The 19393-nt window shown below is 67.2% G+C and carries 29 protein-coding genes; all 29 read left to right on the top strand.

Annotated features, from left to right (window positions below; translation table 11 throughout):
- Positions 1-51: 51 nt before the first annotated feature.
- On the top strand, positions 52-4299 hold the full coding sequence (gene rpoC / locus D9599_RS15145; protein WP_198382099.1) for a DNA-directed RNA polymerase subunit beta': 4248 nt from the start codon (positions 52-54) through the stop codon (positions 4297-4299).
- A gap of 375 nt (positions 4300-4674) precedes the next feature.
- The gene (gene rpsL, locus D9599_RS15140) at positions 4675-5046 is read left to right on the top strand and encodes a 30S ribosomal protein S12 (protein ID WP_043839686.1); all 372 of its coding nucleotides are present in this window, start codon (positions 4675-4677) and stop codon (positions 5044-5046) included.
- Positions 5047-5057: 11 nt separating this feature from the next.
- Positions 5058-5534 carry a 30S ribosomal protein S7 gene (rpsG, locus tag D9599_RS15135; RefSeq protein WP_043839687.1) on the top strand — a complete coding sequence of 159 codons (477 nt, stop codon included), beginning with the start codon at positions 5058-5060 and terminating at the stop codon, positions 5532-5534.
- A gap of 95 nt (positions 5535-5629) precedes the next feature.
- The gene (tuf, locus tag D9599_RS15130; protein ID WP_198382097.1) at positions 5630-6817 is read left to right on the top strand and encodes an elongation factor Tu; all 1188 of its coding nucleotides are present in this window, start codon (positions 5630-5632) and stop codon (positions 6815-6817) included.
- Between the two features lies 1 nt (position 6818).
- A complete protein-coding gene (gene rpsJ / locus D9599_RS15125) occupies positions 6819-7133 on the top strand; it encodes a 30S ribosomal protein S10 (protein ID WP_043835383.1) in 315 nt (104 codons plus the stop codon).
- 20 nt (positions 7134-7153) lie between these two features.
- Entirely contained in the window at positions 7154-7840 is a 687-nt protein-coding gene (gene rplC / locus D9599_RS15120; RefSeq protein ID WP_198382096.1) for a 50S ribosomal protein L3, read from the top strand.
- Positions 7841-7850: 10 nt separating this feature from the next.
- Positions 7851-8471, top strand: coding sequence for a 50S ribosomal protein L4 (gene rplD, locus D9599_RS15115; RefSeq protein ID WP_043835386.1), 621 nt, complete (start codon positions 7851-7853; stop codon positions 8469-8471).
- Between the two features lie 41 nt (positions 8472-8512).
- Complete coding sequence (locus D9599_RS15110; RefSeq protein WP_198382148.1) at positions 8513-8794, top strand: 50S ribosomal protein L23; 282 nt, start codon at positions 8513-8515, stop codon at positions 8792-8794.
- Between the two features lie 3 nt (positions 8795-8797).
- Complete coding sequence (gene rplB, locus D9599_RS15105) at positions 8798-9634, top strand: 50S ribosomal protein L2 (RefSeq protein WP_043835388.1); 837 nt, start codon at positions 8798-8800, stop codon at positions 9632-9634.
- Between the two features lie 5 nt (positions 9635-9639).
- Positions 9640-9918, top strand: coding sequence for a 30S ribosomal protein S19 (gene rpsS, locus D9599_RS15100; protein WP_043835390.1), 279 nt, complete (start codon positions 9640-9642; stop codon positions 9916-9918).
- A 1-nt stretch (position 9919) separates the two neighbouring features.
- Entirely contained in the window at positions 9920-10318 is a 399-nt protein-coding gene (gene rplV, locus D9599_RS15095) for a 50S ribosomal protein L22 (RefSeq protein ID WP_043835391.1), read from the top strand.
- A gap of 1 nt (position 10319) precedes the next feature.
- Positions 10320-11000 (top strand): 30S ribosomal protein S3, encoded by a 681-nt coding sequence (rpsC, locus tag D9599_RS15090; protein WP_198382094.1) that lies wholly within the window; start codon positions 10320-10322, stop codon positions 10998-11000.
- A gap of 24 nt (positions 11001-11024) precedes the next feature.
- Positions 11025-11447, top strand: a complete 423-nt coding sequence (gene rplP / locus D9599_RS15085; RefSeq protein ID WP_043835395.1) for a 50S ribosomal protein L16 — start codon at positions 11025-11027, stop codon at positions 11445-11447.
- Between the two features lie 3 nt (positions 11448-11450).
- The gene (rpmC, locus tag D9599_RS15080; protein WP_043835397.1) at positions 11451-11657 is read left to right on the top strand and encodes a 50S ribosomal protein L29; all 207 of its coding nucleotides are present in this window, start codon (positions 11451-11453) and stop codon (positions 11655-11657) included.
- Positions 11658-11675: 18 nt separating this feature from the next.
- Positions 11676-11981 carry a 30S ribosomal protein S17 gene (rpsQ, locus tag D9599_RS15075; RefSeq protein ID WP_043835399.1) on the top strand — a complete coding sequence of 102 codons (306 nt, stop codon included), beginning with the start codon at positions 11676-11678 and terminating at the stop codon, positions 11979-11981.
- Entirely contained in the window at positions 11978-12346 is a 369-nt protein-coding gene (gene rplN, locus D9599_RS15070; protein WP_043835401.1) for a 50S ribosomal protein L14, read from the top strand. Before rpsQ ends, rplN begins: the two co-directional genes overlap by 4 nt.
- Positions 12346-12660: a 50S ribosomal protein L24 gene (gene rplX, locus D9599_RS15065; RefSeq protein ID WP_198382091.1), complete on the top strand. Its 315-nt coding sequence runs from the start codon at positions 12346-12348 to the stop codon at positions 12658-12660. Before rplN ends, rplX begins: the two co-directional genes overlap by 1 nt.
- Positions 12657-13244, top strand: a complete 588-nt coding sequence (rplE, locus tag D9599_RS15060; protein ID WP_052402210.1) for a 50S ribosomal protein L5 — start codon at positions 12657-12659, stop codon at positions 13242-13244. Before rplX ends, rplE begins: the two co-directional genes overlap by 4 nt.
- Before the next feature lie 66 nt (positions 13245-13310).
- The gene (gene rpsN, locus D9599_RS15055) at positions 13311-13616 is read left to right on the top strand and encodes a 30S ribosomal protein S14 (protein ID WP_198382090.1); all 306 of its coding nucleotides are present in this window, start codon (positions 13311-13313) and stop codon (positions 13614-13616) included.
- Between the two features lie 15 nt (positions 13617-13631).
- A complete protein-coding gene (rpsH, locus tag D9599_RS15050; protein WP_043835406.1) occupies positions 13632-14030 on the top strand; it encodes a 30S ribosomal protein S8 in 399 nt (132 codons plus the stop codon).
- 15 nt (positions 14031-14045) lie between these two features.
- Entirely contained in the window at positions 14046-14579 is a 534-nt protein-coding gene (gene rplF / locus D9599_RS15045; protein WP_043835408.1) for a 50S ribosomal protein L6, read from the top strand.
- Positions 14579-14941, top strand: coding sequence for a 50S ribosomal protein L18 (gene rplR / locus D9599_RS15040; RefSeq protein WP_043835410.1), 363 nt, complete (start codon positions 14579-14581; stop codon positions 14939-14941). Before rplF ends, rplR begins: the two co-directional genes overlap by 1 nt.
- Before the next feature lie 12 nt (positions 14942-14953).
- A complete protein-coding gene (gene rpsE / locus D9599_RS15035) occupies positions 14954-15604 on the top strand; it encodes a 30S ribosomal protein S5 (RefSeq protein WP_198382083.1) in 651 nt (216 codons plus the stop codon).
- Positions 15597-15785, top strand: a complete 189-nt coding sequence (gene rpmD, locus D9599_RS15030) for a 50S ribosomal protein L30 (protein WP_043835414.1) — start codon at positions 15597-15599, stop codon at positions 15783-15785. Before rpsE ends, rpmD begins: the two co-directional genes overlap by 8 nt.
- Before the next feature lie 3 nt (positions 15786-15788).
- Positions 15789-16277 carry a 50S ribosomal protein L15 gene (gene rplO, locus D9599_RS15025; protein ID WP_198382073.1) on the top strand — a complete coding sequence of 163 codons (489 nt, stop codon included), beginning with the start codon at positions 15789-15791 and terminating at the stop codon, positions 16275-16277.
- 95 nt (positions 16278-16372) lie between these two features.
- A complete protein-coding gene (gene secY / locus D9599_RS15020; protein WP_198382072.1) occupies positions 16373-17758 on the top strand; it encodes a preprotein translocase subunit SecY in 1386 nt (461 codons plus the stop codon).
- On the top strand, positions 17755-18417 hold the full coding sequence (locus tag D9599_RS15015; protein ID WP_198382071.1) for an adenylate kinase: 663 nt from the start codon (positions 17755-17757) through the stop codon (positions 18415-18417). Before secY ends, D9599_RS15015 begins: the two co-directional genes overlap by 4 nt.
- 187 nt (positions 18418-18604) lie before the next feature.
- Positions 18605-18982 carry a 30S ribosomal protein S13 gene (gene rpsM, locus D9599_RS15010; RefSeq protein WP_198382070.1) on the top strand — a complete coding sequence of 126 codons (378 nt, stop codon included), beginning with the start codon at positions 18605-18607 and terminating at the stop codon, positions 18980-18982.
- Position 18983: 1 nt separating this feature from the next.
- Positions 18984-19382, top strand: coding sequence for a 30S ribosomal protein S11 (rpsK, locus tag D9599_RS15005; protein WP_043835425.1), 399 nt, complete (start codon positions 18984-18986; stop codon positions 19380-19382).
- Positions 19383-19393: the final 11 nt, after the last annotated feature.

Below are 19393 nucleotides of genomic sequence, written 5' to 3'. Positions count from 1 at the left end.
CTGATGTTGCCACGTTCGCGCGTGGCAGGCTGGACGAAGAAGGAAGGCCCCATGAACGAGCTGATGAAGATCCTTGGCCAGACCGGCCAGGCCGTCACCTTCGATCAGATCAAGATCACCATCGCCTCCCCGGAGCAGATCCGCTCCTGGTCCTACGGCGAGATCAAGAAGCCCGAGACGATCAACTACCGCACCTTCAAGCCGGAGCGGGACGGGCTTTTCTGCGCGCGCATCTTCGGTCCGATCAAGGACTACGAGTGCCTGTGCGGCAAGTACAAGCGGATGAAGTTCCGCGGCATCATCTGCGAGAAGTGCGGCGTCGAGGTGACGCTGGCGAAGGTCCGGCGCGAGCGCATGGGCCACATCGAGCTCGCCTCCCCCGTCGCCCATATCTGGTTCATGAAGTCGCTGCCCTCGCGCGTCGGCCTGATGGTCGATATGTCGCTGAAGGAGCTGGAGAAGGTTCTCTACTTCGAGAGCTATGTCGTTCTTGAGCCGGGCTTGACCGACCTCAAGCTGCACCAGCTGCTGACCGAGGACGCCTTCCAGCAGAAGCAGGACGAGTTCGGCGAGGACGCCTTCACCGTCGGCATCGGCGCCGAGGCCGTGAAGCAGATGCTGACCGGCATCGACCTCGACAAGGAGAGCGCGCGCCTGCGTGCCGACCTGAAGGAGACGACCTCCGAGGCGAAGCGCAAGAAGCTCGTCAAGCGGCTGAAGCTGATCGAGTCCTTCTCCGAGGGCGGTGCCCGTCCGGAGTGGATGATCCTCGACGTCGTGCCGGTGATCCCGCCCGAGCTGCGCCCGCTGGTGCCGCTGGACGGCGGCCGCTTCGCGACCTCCGACCTGAACGACCTCTACCGCCGCGTCATCAACCGTAACAACCGCCTGAAGCGGCTGATCGAGCTGCGTGCGCCGGACATTATCGTGCGCAACGAGAAGCGCATGCTGCAGGAGGCCGTGGACGCGCTGTTCGACAACGGGCGCCGCGGGCGGGCGATCACGGGGGCGAACAAGCGGCCGCTGAAGTCGCTCTCCGACATGCTGAAGGGCAAGCAAGGCCGCTTCCGTCAGAACCTGCTCGGCAAGCGCGTGGACTACTCCGGCCGTTCGGTCATCGTCGTCGGTCCCGAGCTGAAGCTGCACCAGTGCGGCCTGCCGAAGAAGATGGCGCTGGAGCTGTTCAAGCCGTTCATCTACAGCAAGCTCGAGAAGTACGGCCACGCCACCACCATCAAGGCCGCGAAGCGGATGGTGGAGAAGGAGCGTCCCGAGGTGTGGGACATCCTCGAGGAGGTGATCCGCGAGCACCCGGTGATGCTGAACCGGGCGCCGACGCTGCACCGCCTGGGCATCCAGGCCTTCGAGCCGATCCTCGTCGAGGGCAAGGCAATCCAGCTTCACCCGCTGGTCTGCACCGCCTTCAACGCGGACTTCGACGGCGACCAGATGGCCGTGCACGTCCCGCTGAGCCTCGAGGCTCAGCTGGAGGCGCGCGTGCTGATGATGTCCACCAACAACATCCTCAGCCCCGCGAACGGCAAGCCGATCATCGTGCCGTCGCAGGACATCGTGCTCGGCCTCTACTACCTGAGCCTTGAGACGCCGGAGTTCCGCGCGGACAAGGCGCGGATCGAGGCGGTGCGCGTTCTCATCGACGGGCTGAAGGGCAAGGACCCGGCGAGCCTGACCGAGGAGGAGCGCGATGCGCTCGCCTTCCGCCCACACGTCTTCGACGGACTGGGCGAGGTGGAGCAGGCTCTCGCGGCCGGGCAGGTGAACCTGCACTCCGCGATCCTGGCCAGCGTCACCGGCTTCACGGCCGAGGGCAAGCCGAAGCGCGAGACGGCGATCACCACGCCGGGCCGCCTGATGATGGGCGCCCTGCTGCCGATCCACCCGAACGTGCCCTACTCCATCATCAACCGTCAGCTGACCAAGCGCAGCATCTCGGACGTGATGGACGCCGTGTACCGTCACTGCGGTCAGAAGGAGTCGGTGATCTTCGCCGACCGCCTGATGGGCCTCGGCTTCCGCAACGCGGCGAAGGCGGGCATCTCCTTCGGCAAGGACGACATGATGATCCCGGCCACCAAGGCCGCGATGATCGATCGTACTAAGAACGAGGTGAAGGAGTTCGAGCAGCAGTACCTCGACGGCCTGATCACGGCCGGCGAGCGCTACAACAAGGTGGTGGACGCCTGGTCGCGCGCGACGGAAGAGGTCGCGGGCGCCATGATGAAGGAGATCTCGCGCCAGGAAGCGGGCAAGCAGACCAACTCGGTTTGGATGATGTCCCACTCCGGTGCGCGCGGTTCGCCGGCCCAGATGCGCCAGCTCGCGGGCATGCGCGGCCTGATGGCCAAGCCTTCGGGCGAGATCATCGAGCAGCCGATCATCTCCAACTTCAAGGAGGGGCTGACCGTCCTCGAGTACTTCAACTCCACCCACGGCGCCCGCAAGGGCCTCGCGGACACGGCGCTGAAGACGGCGAACTCGGGCTACCTGACCCGCCGGCTCGTGGACGTGGCGCAGGACTGCATCATCGTCGACAACGACTGCGGCACGGAGCGCGGCATTACGGTTCGCGCCGTGATGGACGGCGGCGAGGTCGTCTCCTCGCTATCCGAGCGCATCCTGGGCCGTACGATCCAGCGCGACGTGCTGAACCCGGAGACGGGCGAGGTGGTCGCCGCGCGCGACACGCTGGTCGATGAGGTCACGGCGGACGCCGTGGAGCAGTCTGGGGCGGAGGAGGTCTATATCCGTTCCGTCCTCACCTGCGATGCGCGGCAGGGCGTCTGCGGCATGTGCTACGGGCGCGACTTGGCCCGCGGCACCCCGGTGAACACCGGTGAGGCAGTCGGCGTCATCGCCGCGCAGTCGATCGGCGAGCCCGGCACGCAGCTGACCATGCGCACCTTCCACATCGGCGGCGCCGCCCAGCGTTCGGCGGAGCAGTCCCATGTGGAGGCGACCAGCGACGGCTCGGTGAAGGTCCTGAACAAGGCCGTCGTCGTGAACAGCGAGGGCGCCAACATCGTCATGTCGCGTAACTGCGAGATCGTGCTGAGCGATGCGCAGGGCCGTGAGCGCGCCCGCTACCGCGTGCCCTACGGCGCGCGGCTGCTGGTGGACGATGCCGCCGAGGTCACCCGCGCGCAGAAGCTGGCGGAGTGGGACCCCTTCACCCTACCGATCATCATCGATCGCGCGGGTGTGGTGGAGTACACCGACCTGATCGAGGGCTTCACGCTCTACGAGGAGACGGACCCGGTGACGGGCCTCTCCTCGAAGGTGGTGCGCGAGCCGGTCGAGCGGGCCAAGAACGCCAATCTCCGCCCCAGCATTGTGCTGCGGGAAGGGGGCAAGGTGGTCCTCACCCTCGGGCTGCAGCCCTCCTCCATTCTGAACGTGGAGAACGGCGCGACGGTCCACGCCGGCGACGTTATCGCCCGCCTGCCGCGCGAGTCCTCCAAGACCCGCGACATCACGGGCGGTCTGCCCCGCGTCGCGGAGCTGTTCGAGGCCCGCCGGCCGAAGGACGCCGCCATCATCAGCGATGTCGATGGGCGAGTGGAGTTCGGGAAGGACTATAAGGCCAAGCGCCGGATCGTCGTGGTACCGGACGCCGTCGGCGACGAGCAGCCGGCCTCCCGCGAGTACCTGGTGCCCAAGGGCAAGCACGTCTCGGTCCAGGAGGGTGACTATGTCCGGGCCGGCGACCCGCTGGTCGACGGCCCCCGCGTGCCGCACGACATTCTTCGGGTACTGGGCGTCGAGGCTCTCGCGAACTACCTCGTGAACGAGATCCAGGACGTCTATCGACTGCAGGGCGTGAAGATCAACGACAAGCACATCGAGGTGATCGTTCGCCAGATGCTGCAGAAGGTCGAGATCATCGAGCCCGGCGACACGACCTACCTGATCGGCGAGCAGGTGGACCGCATCGAGTTCGATATCGAGAACGAGAAGCGGCTGGCGGTGAAGGAGCGGCCCGCCCGGGCCGAGCCGGTCCTCCAGGGCATCACGAAGGCCAGCCTGCAGACCAACTCCTTCATCTCGGCCGCCTCCTTCCAGGAGACGACCCGGGTGCTCACCGAGGCGGCCGTGGCCGGTAAGGTGGACCGCCTGGAAGGGCTAAAGGAGAACGTCATCGTCGGCCGCCTGATTCCGGCCGGGACGGGCTCGGTGATGAACCGCCTGCGGTCGCTTGCCGCCCAGCGGGACAAGGGGCGCCTGCCGGCCAACCAGCCCGCCCTGCAGGATGGCAGCGGCGGCCAGCAAGCCGCCGAGTAGCGAACCAGTCCGGCGGCCCTGGGCCGCCGGCGCGCGGACGGCCGGCCGTATATGGCCGACCCGCGGATCGGTCGGGGTGGGGGTGCAACTCCCCCGCCCAGCCGGCTTCACAAACCCTAAAGCGCTTGACTCAGGGGTTGGGGGGGGGTAGGTCTCCGGCCCTCCACGACCCCCACCGGCAGCGCCAGGGGATCGAACGAGTTTGGACGACCCTTCCGCGTCCCCGGTGCCGCCGCTCCTTGAAACCCCTCGTGGTCTCTGGACGGTCTAGGCCGGAGACGAAGAGTGGCCCGCAGGATCGCAGACGCGGTCACGCGGGCGCCTTCGCTTGGATGCAGGGCGGTCAGCCACAGAGACGGGTCACGAAGGGGCGTCATGCCGACGATCAATCAGCTCATCGCGCAGGGGCGCGAGCCGAAGCCGAGCCGCAACAAGGTCCCGGCGCTGCAGAACTGCCCCCAGAAGCGCGGCGTCTGCACGCGGGTTTACACCACCACGCCGAAGAAGCCGAACTCGGCGCTTCGTAAGGTCGCCAAGGTGCGCCTCACGAACGGCTACGAGGTGGTGAGCTATATCCCCGGCGAGGGGCACAACCTCCAGGAGCATTCGGTTGTCCTTATCCGCGGTGGACGCGTGAAGGACCTTCCGGGCGTTCGCTACCACATCCTGCGCGGCGTGCTCGACACCCAGGGCATCGCCAAGCGCCGCCAGCGGCGCTCGCTCTACGGCGCCAAGCGGCCGAAGTGAGGAACTGAGAGATGTCGCGTCGTCACCGCGCCGAGAAGCGCGAGGTCCTGCCGGATCCGAAGTTCGGCGACGTCGTGCTCAGCCGTTTCATGAACGTGCTGATGTATGACGGCAAGAAGAGCACCGCCGAGGGCATCGTCTATGGCGCCATGGACACGCTGAAGCGCCGCGGCGGCCAGAACGCCGATCCGCTGCGTCTCTTCCACGAGGCGATGGACAACGTGAAGCCGGCCGTCGAGGTGCGCTCTCGCCGCGTCGGTGGTGCCACCTACCAGGTGCCCGTCGAGGTTCGCCCGGAGCGCCGCCAGGCGCTGGCGATCCGCTGGCTTATCGAGTCGGCCCGCAAGCGTGGCGAGCACACGATGGAGGATCGGCTCTCCGCCGAGCTGATGGACGCGGCGAACAACCGCGGCTCCGCGGTGAAGAAGCGCGAAGACACCCACCGGATGGCCGAGGCGAACAAGGCCTTCAGCCACTACCGCTGGTAAAAACGAATCAAGGTGCCGCCCCGGGCGGCTCCACTCCAGGCGCTGCTCCAGCGGCGACAACCCCTTTGAAGTCCCATCCGGGCAGAGGCTAGATCATGGGTAAGGCGAAGTTCGAGCGGACGAAGCCGCACTGCAACATTGGCACGATTGGCCATGTGGACCACGGCAAGACGTCTTTGACGGCGGCGATCACGAAGGTTCTGGCCAAGACGGGCGGTGCGTCGTTCACGGCGTACGACCAGATTGACAAGGCGCCGGAGGAGCGGGCTCGCGGGATCACGATCTCGACGGCGCACGTGGAGTACGAGACGGCGAACCGGCACTACGCGCACGTGGACTGCCCTGGCCACGCTGACTACGTGAAGAACATGATCACGGGTGCGGCGCAGATGGACGGCGCGATCCTGGTGGTGTCGGCGGCTGACGGCCCGATGCCGCAGACGCGCGAGCACATCCTGCTGGCGCGCCAGGTTGGCGTTCCGGCGCTGGTGGTGTTCCTGAACAAGGTGGACATGGCGGACCCCGACCTGCTGGAGCTGGTCGAGATGGAGGTTCGCGAGCTGCTGTCGTCCTACCAGTTCCCGGGCGACGACATTCCGATCATCCACGGCTCGGCGCTGATGGCGCTCGAAGACAAGAACCCCGAGCAGGGCGAGCAGGCGATCCTGAAGCTGATGGAGGCGGTGGACGCCTACATTCCGCAGCCGGAGCGCCCGAAGGACCTGCCGTTCCTGATGCCGATCGAGGACGTGTTCTCGATCTCGGGCCGCGGCACGGTGGTGACGGGGCGCGTTGAGCGCGGGATCGTCAAGGTGGGCGAGGAGGTCGAGATCGTCGGCCTGAAGGACACCGTGAAGACGACGGTGACGGGCGTCGAGATGTTCCGCAAGCTGCTCGACAGCGGCGAGGCGGGCGACAACATCGGGGCCTTGCTGCGCGGCACGAAGCGCGAGGACGTGGAGCGCGGGCAGGTTCTGTCCAAGCCTGGCGCGATCACGCCGCACACGCAGTTCAAGGCCGAGGCCTACATCCTGACGAAGGAGGAGGGCGGTCGCCACACGCCGTTCTTCACGAACTACCGGCCGCAGTTCTACTTCCGCACGACCGACGTGACGGGCGTGGTGCAGCTGCCCGAGGGCGTGGAGATGGTGATGCCGGGCGACAACGTCGCGATGACGGTGGAGCTGATCGCCCCGATCGCCATGGACCAGGGCCTGCGCTTCGCCATCCGCGAGGGTGGCCGCACCGTCGGCGCCGGCGTCGTCGCGAGCATCGAGAAGTAAGATGGCCGCCGACGCCCAGAATATCCGGATCCGTCTCAAGGCGTTCGATCACCGCGTGCTGGATGGCAGCACGCGGGAGATCGTGAACACCGCGAAGCGCACCGGTGCCCGGGTGCGGGGGCCGATCCCGCTCCCGACCCACATCGAGCGGTTCACCGTCAACCGTTCTCCGCACGTCGATAAGAAGTCGCGCGAGCAGTTCGAGATCCGGACTCATCGCCGCCTTCTCGACATCGTCGACCCCACCCCGCAGACCGTGGACGCGCTGATGAAGCTCGACCTCGCCTCGGGCGTGGACGTCGAAATCAAGATCTGAGTCTGAGGGGCGCATACACCATGGCCGCGAAAGATGGCCGCACTGGCCTGATCGCCCGGAAGCTGGGCATGTCCCGGCTCTTCAACGACGACGGCTCCACCGTGCCGGTGACGCTGCTGCACGTGGATGACGTTCGCGTCGTGGCGGTGCGCTCCGCCGACAAGGACGGCTACACCGCCGTGCAGCTGGGCGCTGGGCATGCGAAGGCGAAGAACGTCTCCAAGCCGAACAAGGCCCACTTCGCCAAGTCCGGCGTCGAGGCGCCGATGAAGGTGGTGGAGTTCCGCACGGCCGAGGACGCGGTGCTGGAGGCGGGCGCGAAGCTCTCCCCCGCGCACTTCGTGAAGGGCCAGAAGATCGACGTCACCGGCGTGACGAAGGGCAAGGGCTTTGCCGGCGCGATGAAGCGCTGGAACTTCCGTGGCCTCGAGGCGTCACACGGCGTGTCGATCAGCCACCGTTCGCACGGCTCGACCGGTAACCGCCAGGATCCGGGCAAGGTCTTCAAGAACAAGAAGATGGCTGGCCATCTCGGCGTCGAGCGCGTGACCACCCAGAACCTGGAAGTGGCCGCCGTGGACGTCGAGCGCGGCATCCTCTTCATCAAGGGCGCCGTTCCCGGCGCCGCCAACGGCTGGGTCATGGTGCGCGACGCCGTGAAGCGGAAGCGTCACGCTGACGCGCCGTACCCGACGGCCGCGGCCTGAGGATCGAGCGATGCAGATCAAGGTCATCACCCTCGATAACGCCGAGGCCGGCGAGATCGAGCTCCCGAACGAGGTCTTCGGGGCCCAGCCGCGCGCCGACATTATGGCGCGCGTGGTTCACTGGCAGCTCGCCAAGCGCCGTGCCGGCACCCACAAGGTGAAGGGCATGGGCGAGGTGTCGGGCACGACGAAGAAGCCCTATCGCCAGAAGGGCACTGGCAATGCCCGTCAGGGCTCGCTCCGCGCGCCGCAGTTCCGCACCGGTGGTGTGGTCCACGGCCCGGTCGTGCGCAGCCACGAGTACAGCCTGCCGAAGAAGGTCCGCCGCCTGGGCCTGATCAGCGCCCTCAGCCAGAAGGCCGCCGAGGGCAAGCTCTTCATCCTCGACGCGGCCGCCCCGGGCGAGAGCGCGAAGACGAAGACGCTTGCGGCTCAGCTCAAGGCGCTCGGCTGGACCAGCGCCCTGGTGTTCGACGCGACCCCGGACGAGGGCCTGGTGCGCGCCGCGCGCAACCTGCCGAAGTTCCAGGTGATGCCGACGGTGGGCGCCAACGTCTATGACATCCTCCACCACGACGTGCTCGCGGTCACGCGGGCGGGCGTCGAGGCCCTGAAGGAGCGCCTGTCGTGAGCGGCACGCAGACCCAGAAGCCGGTCGTCACGCCCGAGCGGATGTACCAGCTGATCGTCGCCCCGGTGATCACCGAGAAGGCGACTGTCCTGAACCAGACCGGACAGGTCACCTTTAAGGTGACGCTCGACGCGACGAAGCCTGAGATCAAGGCCGCCGTCGAGACGCTGTTCGGCGTGAACGTCACCGCCGTGAACACGGTGGTGGTGAAGGGCAAGTCCAAGCGGTTCCGCGGCCGTCCCGGCCAGCGCTCCGACTGGAAGAAGGCGATCGTCAGCCTGGCCGAGGGCCAGAGCATCGATCTGACGACGGGGCTCGCGTAAGCCATGGCGCTCAAGCAATTCAAGCCGGTCACGCCGAGCCTTCGCGGCACGGTGCTGGTCAACAAGTCCGAGCTCTGGAAGGGCAAGCCGGTCAAGCAGCTGACGGAGGGCAAGAGCCACTCCGGCGGCCGCAACAACCACGGCCGTACCACCGTTCGGTTCCGTGGCGGCGGACACAAGCAGTCCTACCGTTACGTCGACTTCAAGCGCCGCACGAAGTTCAACGTGCCGGCGACGGTCGAGCGGCTGGAGTACGATCCGAACCGCACGGCCTGGATCGCCCTCCTGAAGTATGAGGACGGCGAGCTCGCCTACATCATCGCGCCGCAGCGCCTAAAGGCGGGCGACCAGGTGATCGCCGGTGAGCGCGTGGACATTAAGCCTGGCAACGCCATGCCGCTGGCCTCCATCCCCGTGGGCACGATCGTGCACGCGCTGGAGATGAAGCCGGGTGCCGGCGCGAAGATCGCACGTTCCGCCGGAACCTACTGCCAGCTGGTCGGCAAGGACGCCGGCTATGCCCAAGTAAAGCTGATGTCGGGCGAAGTGCGGCTCCTCCGCGCCGAGTGCCTGGCGACGATCGGTGCGGTGTCGAACCCGGACAACTCCAACCAGCAGCTCGGCAAGGCCGGTCGTCGCCGGTGGATGGGCTTCCGTCCGCATAACCGCGGCGTCGTCATGAACCCGGTCGATCACCCGCATGGCGGTGGTGAGGGCCGGACCTCGGGCGGCCGTCACCCGGTCACGCCCTGGGGTAAGCCGACCAAGGGTTACAAGACCCGCACCAACAAGCGCACGGACCGTCTCATCGTCCGTCGCCGCACTGCGAAGAAGGGCTGATCGCGATGTCGCGCAGCGTATGGAAGGGGCCGTTCGTCGACGGCTACCTGCTGAACAAGGCGGAGACCGCGCGGAACTCCGGCCGGAACGAGATCATCAAGATCTGGTCCCGCCGCAGCACCATTCTTCCGCAGTTCGTCGGGCTGGTCTTCGGCGTCTACAACGGCAAGAAGTTCATCCCCGTCCAGGTGTCCGAGAACATGGTGGGCCACAAGTTCGGCGAGTTCTCGCCGACGCGGACCTTCACCGGCCACTCGTCGGACAAGAAGGCGAAGCGGGGCTGAGATGAGCAAGCCGAAGCACGAGCGCAGCCTCGCCGACAGCGAGGCTCAGGCCGTCACCCGGAACATCCGGGTGTCGCCGCGCAAGCTGAACCTCGCGGCCGGCCTCATCCGCGGCCGCCGCGCCCAGGATGCCGTCGCCACGCTGACCTTCAGCAAGCGCCGCATCTCAGACACGGTGAAGAAGACGCTCGAGAGCGCCATCGCCAACGCCGAGAACAACCACAGCCTCGATGTCGACAAGCTGGTGGTCTCGCGCGTCGAGGTGGGCCGTTCGATTGTCATGAAGCGCTTCCAGGCGCGCGGCCGCGGCAAGGCCGCCCGCGTGGAGAAGTGGTTCAGCCACCTGAAGATCGTCGTCGCCGAGCAGCAGCCGGCGCCGGTGGCCGAGGAGGCCGCGTAAGATGGGTCACAAAGTCAATCCGATCGGGCTCCGGCTCGGCATCAACCGCACCTGGGACAGCCGCTGGTACGCCGGCGATGCCGACTATGCCGGCCTGCTCCACGACGACCTGAAGCTCCGCCGCACGCTGCGCGACCGCCTCAAGGGCGCGGGCGTGGCGAAGGTGGTCATCGAGCGGCCGGCCAAGAAGCCGCGCGTTACGATCCACGCCGCCCGCCCGGGCGTCGTGATCGGTAAGAAGGGCGCGGACATCGAGCAGCTCCGCAAGGACCTGGCAAAGATGGCCGGGGCCGAGGTCTCGCTGAACATTGTCGAGATCCGGAAGCCTGAGCTGGACGCCACCCTGGTGGCCGAGAGCATCGCGCAGCAGCTGGAGCGCCGCGTGGCCTTCCGCCGTGCGATGAAGCGCGCCGTGCAGTCCGCCATGCGCCTCGGCGCCGGCGGCATCCGCATCAACTGCGGCGGGCGCCTGGGCGGCGCTGAGATCGCGCGGATGGAGTGGTACCGCGAGGGCCGGGTGCCCCTGCACACGCTCCGCGCCGATATCGACTTCGGCGTCGCGACCGCGAAGACCACCTATGGCACCTGCGGTGTGAAGGTCTGGATCTTCAAGGGCGAAGTCATGGCGCACGACCCGATGGCGCAGGACAAGCGCGCCGCCGAGCAGGCGCCGCAGCGCTGAGCGACGGACTGAGGAACACGCAACATGTTGTCGCCGAAGCGCACGACGTATCGAAAGGCCCATAAGGGCCGCATCAAGGGCAATGCCAAGGGCGGGTTCACGCTCTCCTTCGGCGGCTATGGCCTGAAGGCGCTTGAGCCGGAGCGGGTGACCGCCCGGCAGATCGAGGCGGCCCGCCGCGCGATCACCCGCGCGATGAAGCGCCAGGGGCGCGTGTGGATCCGGATCTTCCCGGATGTGCCCGTCTCCTCCAAGCCGGCCGAGGTCCGCATGGGCTCGGGCAAGGGCGCGCCCGAGTTCTGGGTGGTCCGGATCAAGCCGGGCCGCATCATGTTCGAGATCGACGGCGTCAGCCAGGAGACCGCGCGCGAGGCGCTGGCCCTGGGTGCTGCGAAGCTGCCGATCAAGACGAAGGTCGTGGCCCGTCTGGGCGCGGCGGAGGCCTGATCGATGACGAAGATCGCGGATGTCCGCGCCAAGACCGCGGACGAGCTGAAGACCATGCTGCTCGACCTTCGGAAGGAGCAGTTCAACCTGCGCTTCCAGCGGGCGACCGGCCAGTTGGAGGCCGTGGGGCGTATCCGGGCTGTGCGCCGGGACATTGCCCGTGTTAAGACCGTGCTGGGCCAGCAGGCCCGCACATCCCAGAAGTCCTGAGAGAGGAGACCGCGGCACATGCCGAAGCGCGTCCTCACCGGGCGGGTAACGAGCGACAAGCAGGACAAGACCGTCACGGTCCTGGTCGAGCGTCGCATCATGCACCCGCTCTACAAGAAGTTCATCCGGCGCTCGAAGAAGTACGCCGCGCATGACGACACCAACCTGTGCCGCGAGGGCGACACGGTCTCCATCGAGGAGTGCCGTCCGATCTCCAAGCGCAAGTCCTGGCTCGTTGTCCAGCGCAACGGTGAGGCGGTCGCCCGCCCGGCCGCCTATGAGCTGCTCGAGAACATCGTGCTGCCCGAGGAGCAGGGCGCATGATCCAGGTTGAATCCAACCTCGACGTCGCCGACAACTCCGGCGCGCGTAAGGTGCAGTGCATCAAGGTGCTCGGCGGCTCCAAGCGGAAGACGGCCTCGGTTGGCGACATCATCGTCGTGTCGATCAAGGACGCCATTCCCCGCGCGAAGGTGAAGAAGGGCGAGGTCCACCGGGCCGTGATCGTCCGCACCGCCTATCCCGTGCGTCGGGTTGATGGCACCGCCATCCGCTTCGACAACAACGCGGCCGTTCTGATCAACAAGCAGAACGAGCCGATCGGGACCCGGATCTTCGGGCCGGTTGTTCGCGAGCTGCGCGCCCGGAAGTACATGAAGATCATCTCCCTGGCTCCGGAGGTGCTGTGATGGCTGCGAAGATCCGCAAGGGCGATCGCGTCCAGGTTCTCACCGGCAAGGACAAGGGCAAGCGTGGGGAGGTCCTCTCCGTCCTTCCCGCCGAGAACCGCGCGGTGGTGCAGGGCGTGAACGTCGTTAAGCGCCACACGAAGCCGCAGGGCATGAACCAGCCCGGCGGCATCCAGGAGAAGGAGGCGTCCATCGACCTCTCCAACCTGGCGCTGATCGACCCGAAGAGCGACAAGCCGACCCGGGTTGGCTTCCGCATGGACGGTGACAAGAAGGTCCGGGTGGCGAAGGCCTCCGGCGAGGTGATCGCATGAGCGACACGCAGGAGAAGGTCCGCGGCGAGAACGTCGCGGGCGAGCAGCCCCGCCTGCAGCAGGAATACTTCGCCTCGATCCGCCAGGCGCTGATCGAGGAATTCGGCTACAAGAACCCGATGGAGGTTCCGAAGCTGGAGAAGATCGTCATCAACATGGGCGTTGGCGAGGCCGCCGGCGACCAGAAGAAGCTCGACGCTGCCGTCGCGGAGCTGACCGTCATCGCCGGTCAGAAGCCCGTCAAGACGAAGGCGAAGAAGGCGATCGCCGGCTTCAAGATCCGCGAGGGCCAGGCCATCGGCACGAAGGTGACGCTGCGGCGCGCCCGGATGTACGAGTTCCTGGACCGGCTGGTCACCATCGCGCTGCCGCGCGTCCGCGACTTCCGCGGCATTTCGGGCAAGGGCTTTGACGGCCGTGGCAACTATGCCATGGGCCTGAAGGAGCAGATCATCTTCCCCGAGATCGCCTACGACAAGGTCGAGGCTATCCGCGGCATGGACATCGTTTTCGTCACGACGGCGAAGACGGACAAGGAAGCGAAGGCCCTGCTGAAGGGCTTCCGGCTTCCCTTCGTCAACTAGTCTTGGAAAACCACCGGGCCGGCGCACTTCGCCGGGCCCGGACAGGTTCCGGAGGATACTGATCGAATGGCAAAGACTTCGTCAGTCGAGAAGAACAACAGGCGCAAGCACCTCTCGTCTACTCATGCGGCCAAGCGCGCTGCCCTGAAGAAGGTCGTGATGAACCGCGAGCTGCCGGTGGAGGATCGCTTCGAGGCGACCTTGAAGCTGGCGCAGCTGCCGCGCAACGGGGCGAAAGTCCGCGTGCGCCTGCGCTGCGAGCTGACCGGTCGTCCCCGCGGCAATTATCGGAAGTTCCAGCTCAGCCGGAACATGCTGCGGGATCTCGCGTCCAGCGGTCAGATTCCCGGCCTCACCAAGGCCTCGTGGTAAGGAGGGAAGGCACACATGCAGCTTTCCGATCCGCTGGGTGACATGCTCACCCGCATCCGTAACGGCCTGCGCGCGCGCCAGTCGCGCGTGGTCTCGCCGGCCTCCCGCCTGCGCTCCGACGTCCTCGACGTGCTGAAGCGCGAGGGCTACATCCGTGGCTACCGCGGTGAGGAGCTTCGTCCCGGCATCAAGGTGCTCGAGATCGAGCTCAAGTATGCCGAGGGCGAGCCCGCCATCAAGGAGATCACCCGCGTGTCCAAGCCGGGCCGTCGGGTTTACTCCAAGATCAAGGAACTGCCGAAGATCTACAACGGTCTCGGCATATCCATCCTCTCCACGCCCCGCGGGGTGATGAGCGACCTCGAGGCCCGCGCTGCCAATGTCGGCGGCGAAGTCCTCTGCCGCGTGTTCTGACGGAGGGCAGGGAACATGTCTCGCGTCGGTAAGTATCCGGTGAAGGTTCCTTCGGGCGTGACCGTCACGCTCGAGGCCGGCACCGTCGTGGCGAAGGGGAAGCTCGGCGAGCTGCGCCTGCCCGTCACGGAGAAGGTGGACGTCACCATCGAGAACGGCGAAGTGGCCGTGGCGCCCCGCGGCGATGATCGCGCGGCCCGGACGATGTGGGGCACCACGCGCTCTCTCATCAACAGCATGGTCACGGGCGTTTCCACGGGCTTCACCAAGTCCATGGAGATCACGGGCACGGGCTATCGCGCGGCGGTCCAGGGCAAGGAACTCGTTCTGAACCTCGGCTACAGCCACGAGATCCGCTACGCGATCCCGGAGGGCATCAAGATCACGACCGAGCGGCCGACGGCCATTAAGGTCGAGGGGGCCGACAAGCAGCGCGTCGGCCAGGTCGCGGCGGAGATCCGGGCGTACCGCGGTCCCGAGCCCTACAAGGGCAAGGGCATCAAGTACGACAACGAGACGATCCTCCGAAAGGAGGGTAAGAAGAAGTAATGTCGAACAAGCTCGCACTGACGCAGCGTCGCCGCTCGCGCACGCGCTACCAGATCAAGCTGAAGGGCGCGGGGCGCGTGCGCCTCTCCGTCCACCGCTCGGGCCGCCACATCTACGCCCAGGTGATCGACGACAAGGCGGGCCGCACGCTCGCCGCCGCGTCCACTCTGGAGAAGACGGTCCGCGAGGCTGGCCGGACGGGCGCCGACCTTGATGCGGCGTCGGCCATCGGCAAGCTGGTGGCCGAGCGCGCGCTCGCGGCCGGCGTGACCGAGGTGGTCTTCGACCGCGGTCCCTATATCTATCATGGCCGGGTCAAGGCCCTGGCGGACGGCGCCCGTGAGGGCGGGCTGTCGTTCTGAGGAGCCGATAGAATGGCATACGCACCGCGTTCCAACGCGCCGCGTCCGGGTGGCGAGGGCGGCGACGCCGACCGCCGCCGAGGTCGTGGCCGCCGCGACGACAACCGCGACAACCGTGGCGCCGATCGCGAGAACGACGAGTTCAAGGACAAGCTCGTCACCATCAACCGCGTCGCCAAGGTGGTGAAGGGCGGCCGTCGCTTCTCCTTCGCCGCCCTGGTCGTGGTCGGTGACGAGAAGGGCCGCGTGGGCTGGGGCGCCGGCAAGGCGCGCGAGGTCCCGGAGGCCATCCGCAAGGCGACGGAGCGGGCCAAGCGCGGCCTGATCCGCGTGCCGATGCGCGAGGGCCGCACGCTCCACCACGACGTGATCGGCGAGTTCGGTGCCGGTCGCGTCATCCTGCGGGCGGCGCCCGCCGGCACCGGCATCATCGCCGGCGGTCCGATGCGCGCCGTCTTCGAGGTGCTGGGCATGGGCGACGTCGTCGCGAAGTGCACGGGCACCACGAACCCGCACAACATGGTCAAGGCGACCTTCGCCGGCCTCGCCCGCTGCACCTCCCCGCGGGCGGTCGCGGCCCGTCGCGGCAAGAAGGTGGCCGACCTGCTCCCCAACCCGCCCCGCGGCGGCACGGAGACGACGGCGGAGGCCGCCAATGTCTGAGACGACGAAGCAGACCGTGAAGGTGACCCAGACCGGGTCGCCGATCGGCCGCAAGCCCGGCCAGCGCGAGACGCTGATTGGCCTCGGCTTGAACAAGATGAACCGGTCGCGTGAGCTCGAGGACACCCCCGCCGTGCGGGGGATGATCCGCAAGGTCGCGCACCTGGTGAAGGTGGGCTGAACCATGAAGCTCAACGAGCTGCGCGACAACGAGGGTGCCCGCCCGAAGTTCAAGCGCGTCGGCCGGGGTATCGGCTCCGGCAAGGGCAAGACCAGCGGTCGCGGCGTGAAGGGTCAGAAGGCCCGCACGGGCGTCTCCCTGAACGGCTTCGAGGGTGGTCAGCTTCCGCTGTACCGCCGCCTGCCGAAGCGCGGCTTCAAGAACATCTTCCGTATCGAGTATGCCGTGATCAACGTCGGCACGATCGAGAAGGCGCTTGAGTCCGGCACCCTCCCTGCGGGCGAGGCGGTGGACGAGGCGGCGCTGGTGAAGGCTGGCCTGGTTCGCCTCGGCAAGAAGGCGGGCGTCCGCCTGCTGGCCAAGGGCGCGATCAGCCGCCCGGTCACCATCTCCGTGGCCGGCGCCTCCGCCGCGGCGATCGAGGCGGTTCGGGCCGCAGGTGGCAGTGTCACGGTGCGCGAGGCGGCGACCGAGGAAGCCCCGGCTGCTTGATGCCGGTGGCTGCTGCCGCTAACTGATCATTGGACCTTTCTGCGGCGCCGCGGGTAAAATCCGCCGGCGCCGCAGTCGTAAGAGAGGGCATTCCCATGGCGTCCGCCGCCGAGCAGCTCGCGGCCAATCTCAACCTCGGCGTGCTCTCGCGAGCGACCGAGTTGAAGAGCAGGCTCTGGTTCACCCTGGGCGCCCTGCTGGTCTACCGCTTGGGCACCTACATCCCCGTTCCGGGCGTGGACGCGGCCGTCATGGCCGAGATCCTGTCCCAGCACGGCGGCGGCATCCTCGGGATGTTCGACATGTTCACCGGCGGCGCGCTCGGTCGGATGACCGTCTTCGCCCTCAACATCATGCCCTACATCTCGGCCTCGATCATCGTGCAGCTGATGTCGGCCGCCATCCCCTCCTGGGAGGCCCTCAAGAAAGAGGGTGAGTCCGGGCGGAAGAAGCTCAACCAGTACACCCGCTACCTGACCGTCGTGATCGCCTTCTTCCAGGCCTACGGCCTTGCGATCGGGCTGGAGGGAATGCGCGGCAACTTCGGGGCAGCGGTGCTCGATCCTGGCCTGTTCTTCCGCGCCTCCTGCATCACCACGCTCGTCGGCGGAACGATGTTCCTGATGTGGCTGGGCGAGCAGATCACCGCCCGGGGGGTCGGCAACGGCATATCGCTGATCATCTTCGCCGGCATCGTGGCCAACCTGCCGCACGCGCTGGTCTCCACGCTGGAGCTCGGCCGGACGGGCGCCCTCAGCCCCTTCTTCATCCTCTTCTTCCTGCTCCTCGCGCTCGCCGTCATCGCCTTCGTGGTCTTCATGGAGCGCGCGCAGCGGAAGATCCCGGTGCAGTACCCCAAGCGCCAGGTGGGCAACCGCATGTTCGGTGGTGACTCAACGCACCTGCCGCTGAAGCTCAACACGGCCGGCGTCATTCCCCCGATCTTTGCCTCCTCTCTGCTCCTGCTGCCGGCGACCTTCTCGGGCTTCGCGGCAAACCAGGGCGAGGACACCTGGGTGACCCGGATGGCGGCGCTGCTGGCCCATGGTCAGCCGCTCTACATGGGCCTCTACGTCGCCCTGATCATCTTCTTCGCCTTCTTCTACACGGCGGTCGTGTTCAATCCGCAGGAGACGGCCGACAACCTCAAGAAGTACGGCGGCTTCGTGCCGGGCATCCGCCCCGGCGCCTCGACGGCCGAGTATTTCGATCGCGTTCTCAGCCGGCTGACGCTGGTGGGGGCGATCTACCTCTGCATTGTCTGCCTCCTGCCGGAGTTCCTGATCAGCCAGTACGGCGTGCCGTTCTACTTTGGCGGCACGAGCTTGCTGATCATCGTCTCCGTGACAATGGACACGGTGGCCCAGGTGCAGTCCCATCTCTTCGCCCACCAGTACGAGGGGCTGATTCGCAAGTCCCGCGTCGCCGGGCGCGGCGGTCCTGCCCCCGTCACCCCCCGCGGAGGAAGCCTGCGCCGATGAATCTGATCCTCCTGGGCCCGCCTGGGGCCGGTAAGGGCACCCAGGCCAAGACCCTCCAGGACCGCTACGGCATCGCGCAGATTTCCACGGGCGACATGCTACGGGCCGAGGTCAAGTCCGGCTCGGCCATCGGCAACGAGGCGCGCGCGATCATGGAGCGCGGTGACCTCGTGCCGGATGCCATCATTACCGCCATGCTGGCGCTGCGGGTGCAGAAGCCCGACTGCGCCGGCGGCTTCATCCTCGACGGCTTCCCCCGCACGGTGCCGCAGGCCGAGGCGCTGGACGTGATGCTCGGCGAGATGGGCCTCGCGCTGAACCATGTGGTCGAGTTGCAGGTGGACGATGCCGCCCTGGTGGAGCGCATCGCTGGCCGCTTCACCTGCGCCTCCTGTGGCACCGGCTATCACGACCGTTTCAAGCCGACCCAGCAGGCCGGCGTCTGCGATGTCTGTGGAAGCCACGAGTTCATCCGCCGCGCCGACGACAAGGCGGAGACAGTGGCTGCCCGGCTGGACGCCTATCATCGCCAGACCGCGCCGCTGCTTCCTTACTACCAGGCGCAGGGCAAGCTGCGCCACGTGGACGGCATGGCCGATATGGGCAGTGTCGCCAAGCAACTCGCGGCCATCCTCGATGCTCCCGCAAGCATTGCTTGACTCAGCGCGGTCGGGCGCCTAAATCGCCCGTCTTCGCGGCCGGCCCTATCTGGCCGCGATCCCGCTTGCACGGACGGTTCCCGTCCTCCACCGATTGGCCCTGCCGCCGCCGCGGCCGGGCCAGGATCACCTCGCCGGGCGGCCTCGCCGACCGGCCCGAACGGAGCGAACGCTCCAGGAGAGCACCGTGGCGCGTATCGCCGGCGTGAACATCCCCGACAACAAGCGCGTGCTGATCTCGCTGCGCTACATCTACGGTATCGGCCCGAAGAACGCGGCCGACATCTGCGAGAAGCTCGGCATTCCGGCGGAGCGCCGGGTGAACCAGCTCTCTGAGGACGAGCTGCTTCGCCTGCGCGCGACGCTGGACAACGACTATCGCGTCGAGGGCGACCTGCGGCGCGAGGTCGCGATGAACATCAAGCGGCTGATGGACATGGCCTGCTACCGGGGCCTGCGTCATCGCCGTGGCCTGCCGGTTCGTGGTCAGCGCACCCACACGAACGCCCGCACCCGCAAGGGCAAGGCCGTCGCGATCGCCGGCAAGAAGAAGGTGACGAAGTAAGATGGCGCGTCAGCCGAACGCCGGGTCCCGCCCGCGCAAGAAGGAACGGAAGAACATCTCTTCCGGCGTGGCCCACGTCCTCGCCTCCTTCAACAACACGATCGTCACGATCACCGACAGCCAGGGCAACGCGATCGCCTGGTCTTCCTCGGGCTCCCAGGGCTTCAAGGGCAGCCGCAAGTCCACGCCGTATGCCGCCCAGGTCGCCGCCGAGGACGCGGGCAAGAAGGCTCGCGAGCATGGCATGGAGACGCTCGAGATCATGGTCTCGGGCCCCGGTTCGGGCCGTGAGAGTGCGCTGCGCGCTCTGCAGGCCGTCGGCTTCTACGTGACGGCCATCAAGGACGTGACGCCCATCCCGCACAACGGCTGCCGCCCCCGCAAGCGCCGCCGGGTCTGAGAGGGAGGGTA

The sequence above is a fragment of the Roseomonas sp. KE2513 genome (assembly GCF_016107305.1).
GTDB lineage: Bacteria > Pseudomonadota > Alphaproteobacteria > Acetobacterales > Acetobacteraceae > Roseomonas.
The sequence above is the reverse complement of the archived record's forward strand: the minus strand, read 5'-3'. Positions and strand labels throughout refer to the sequence as shown.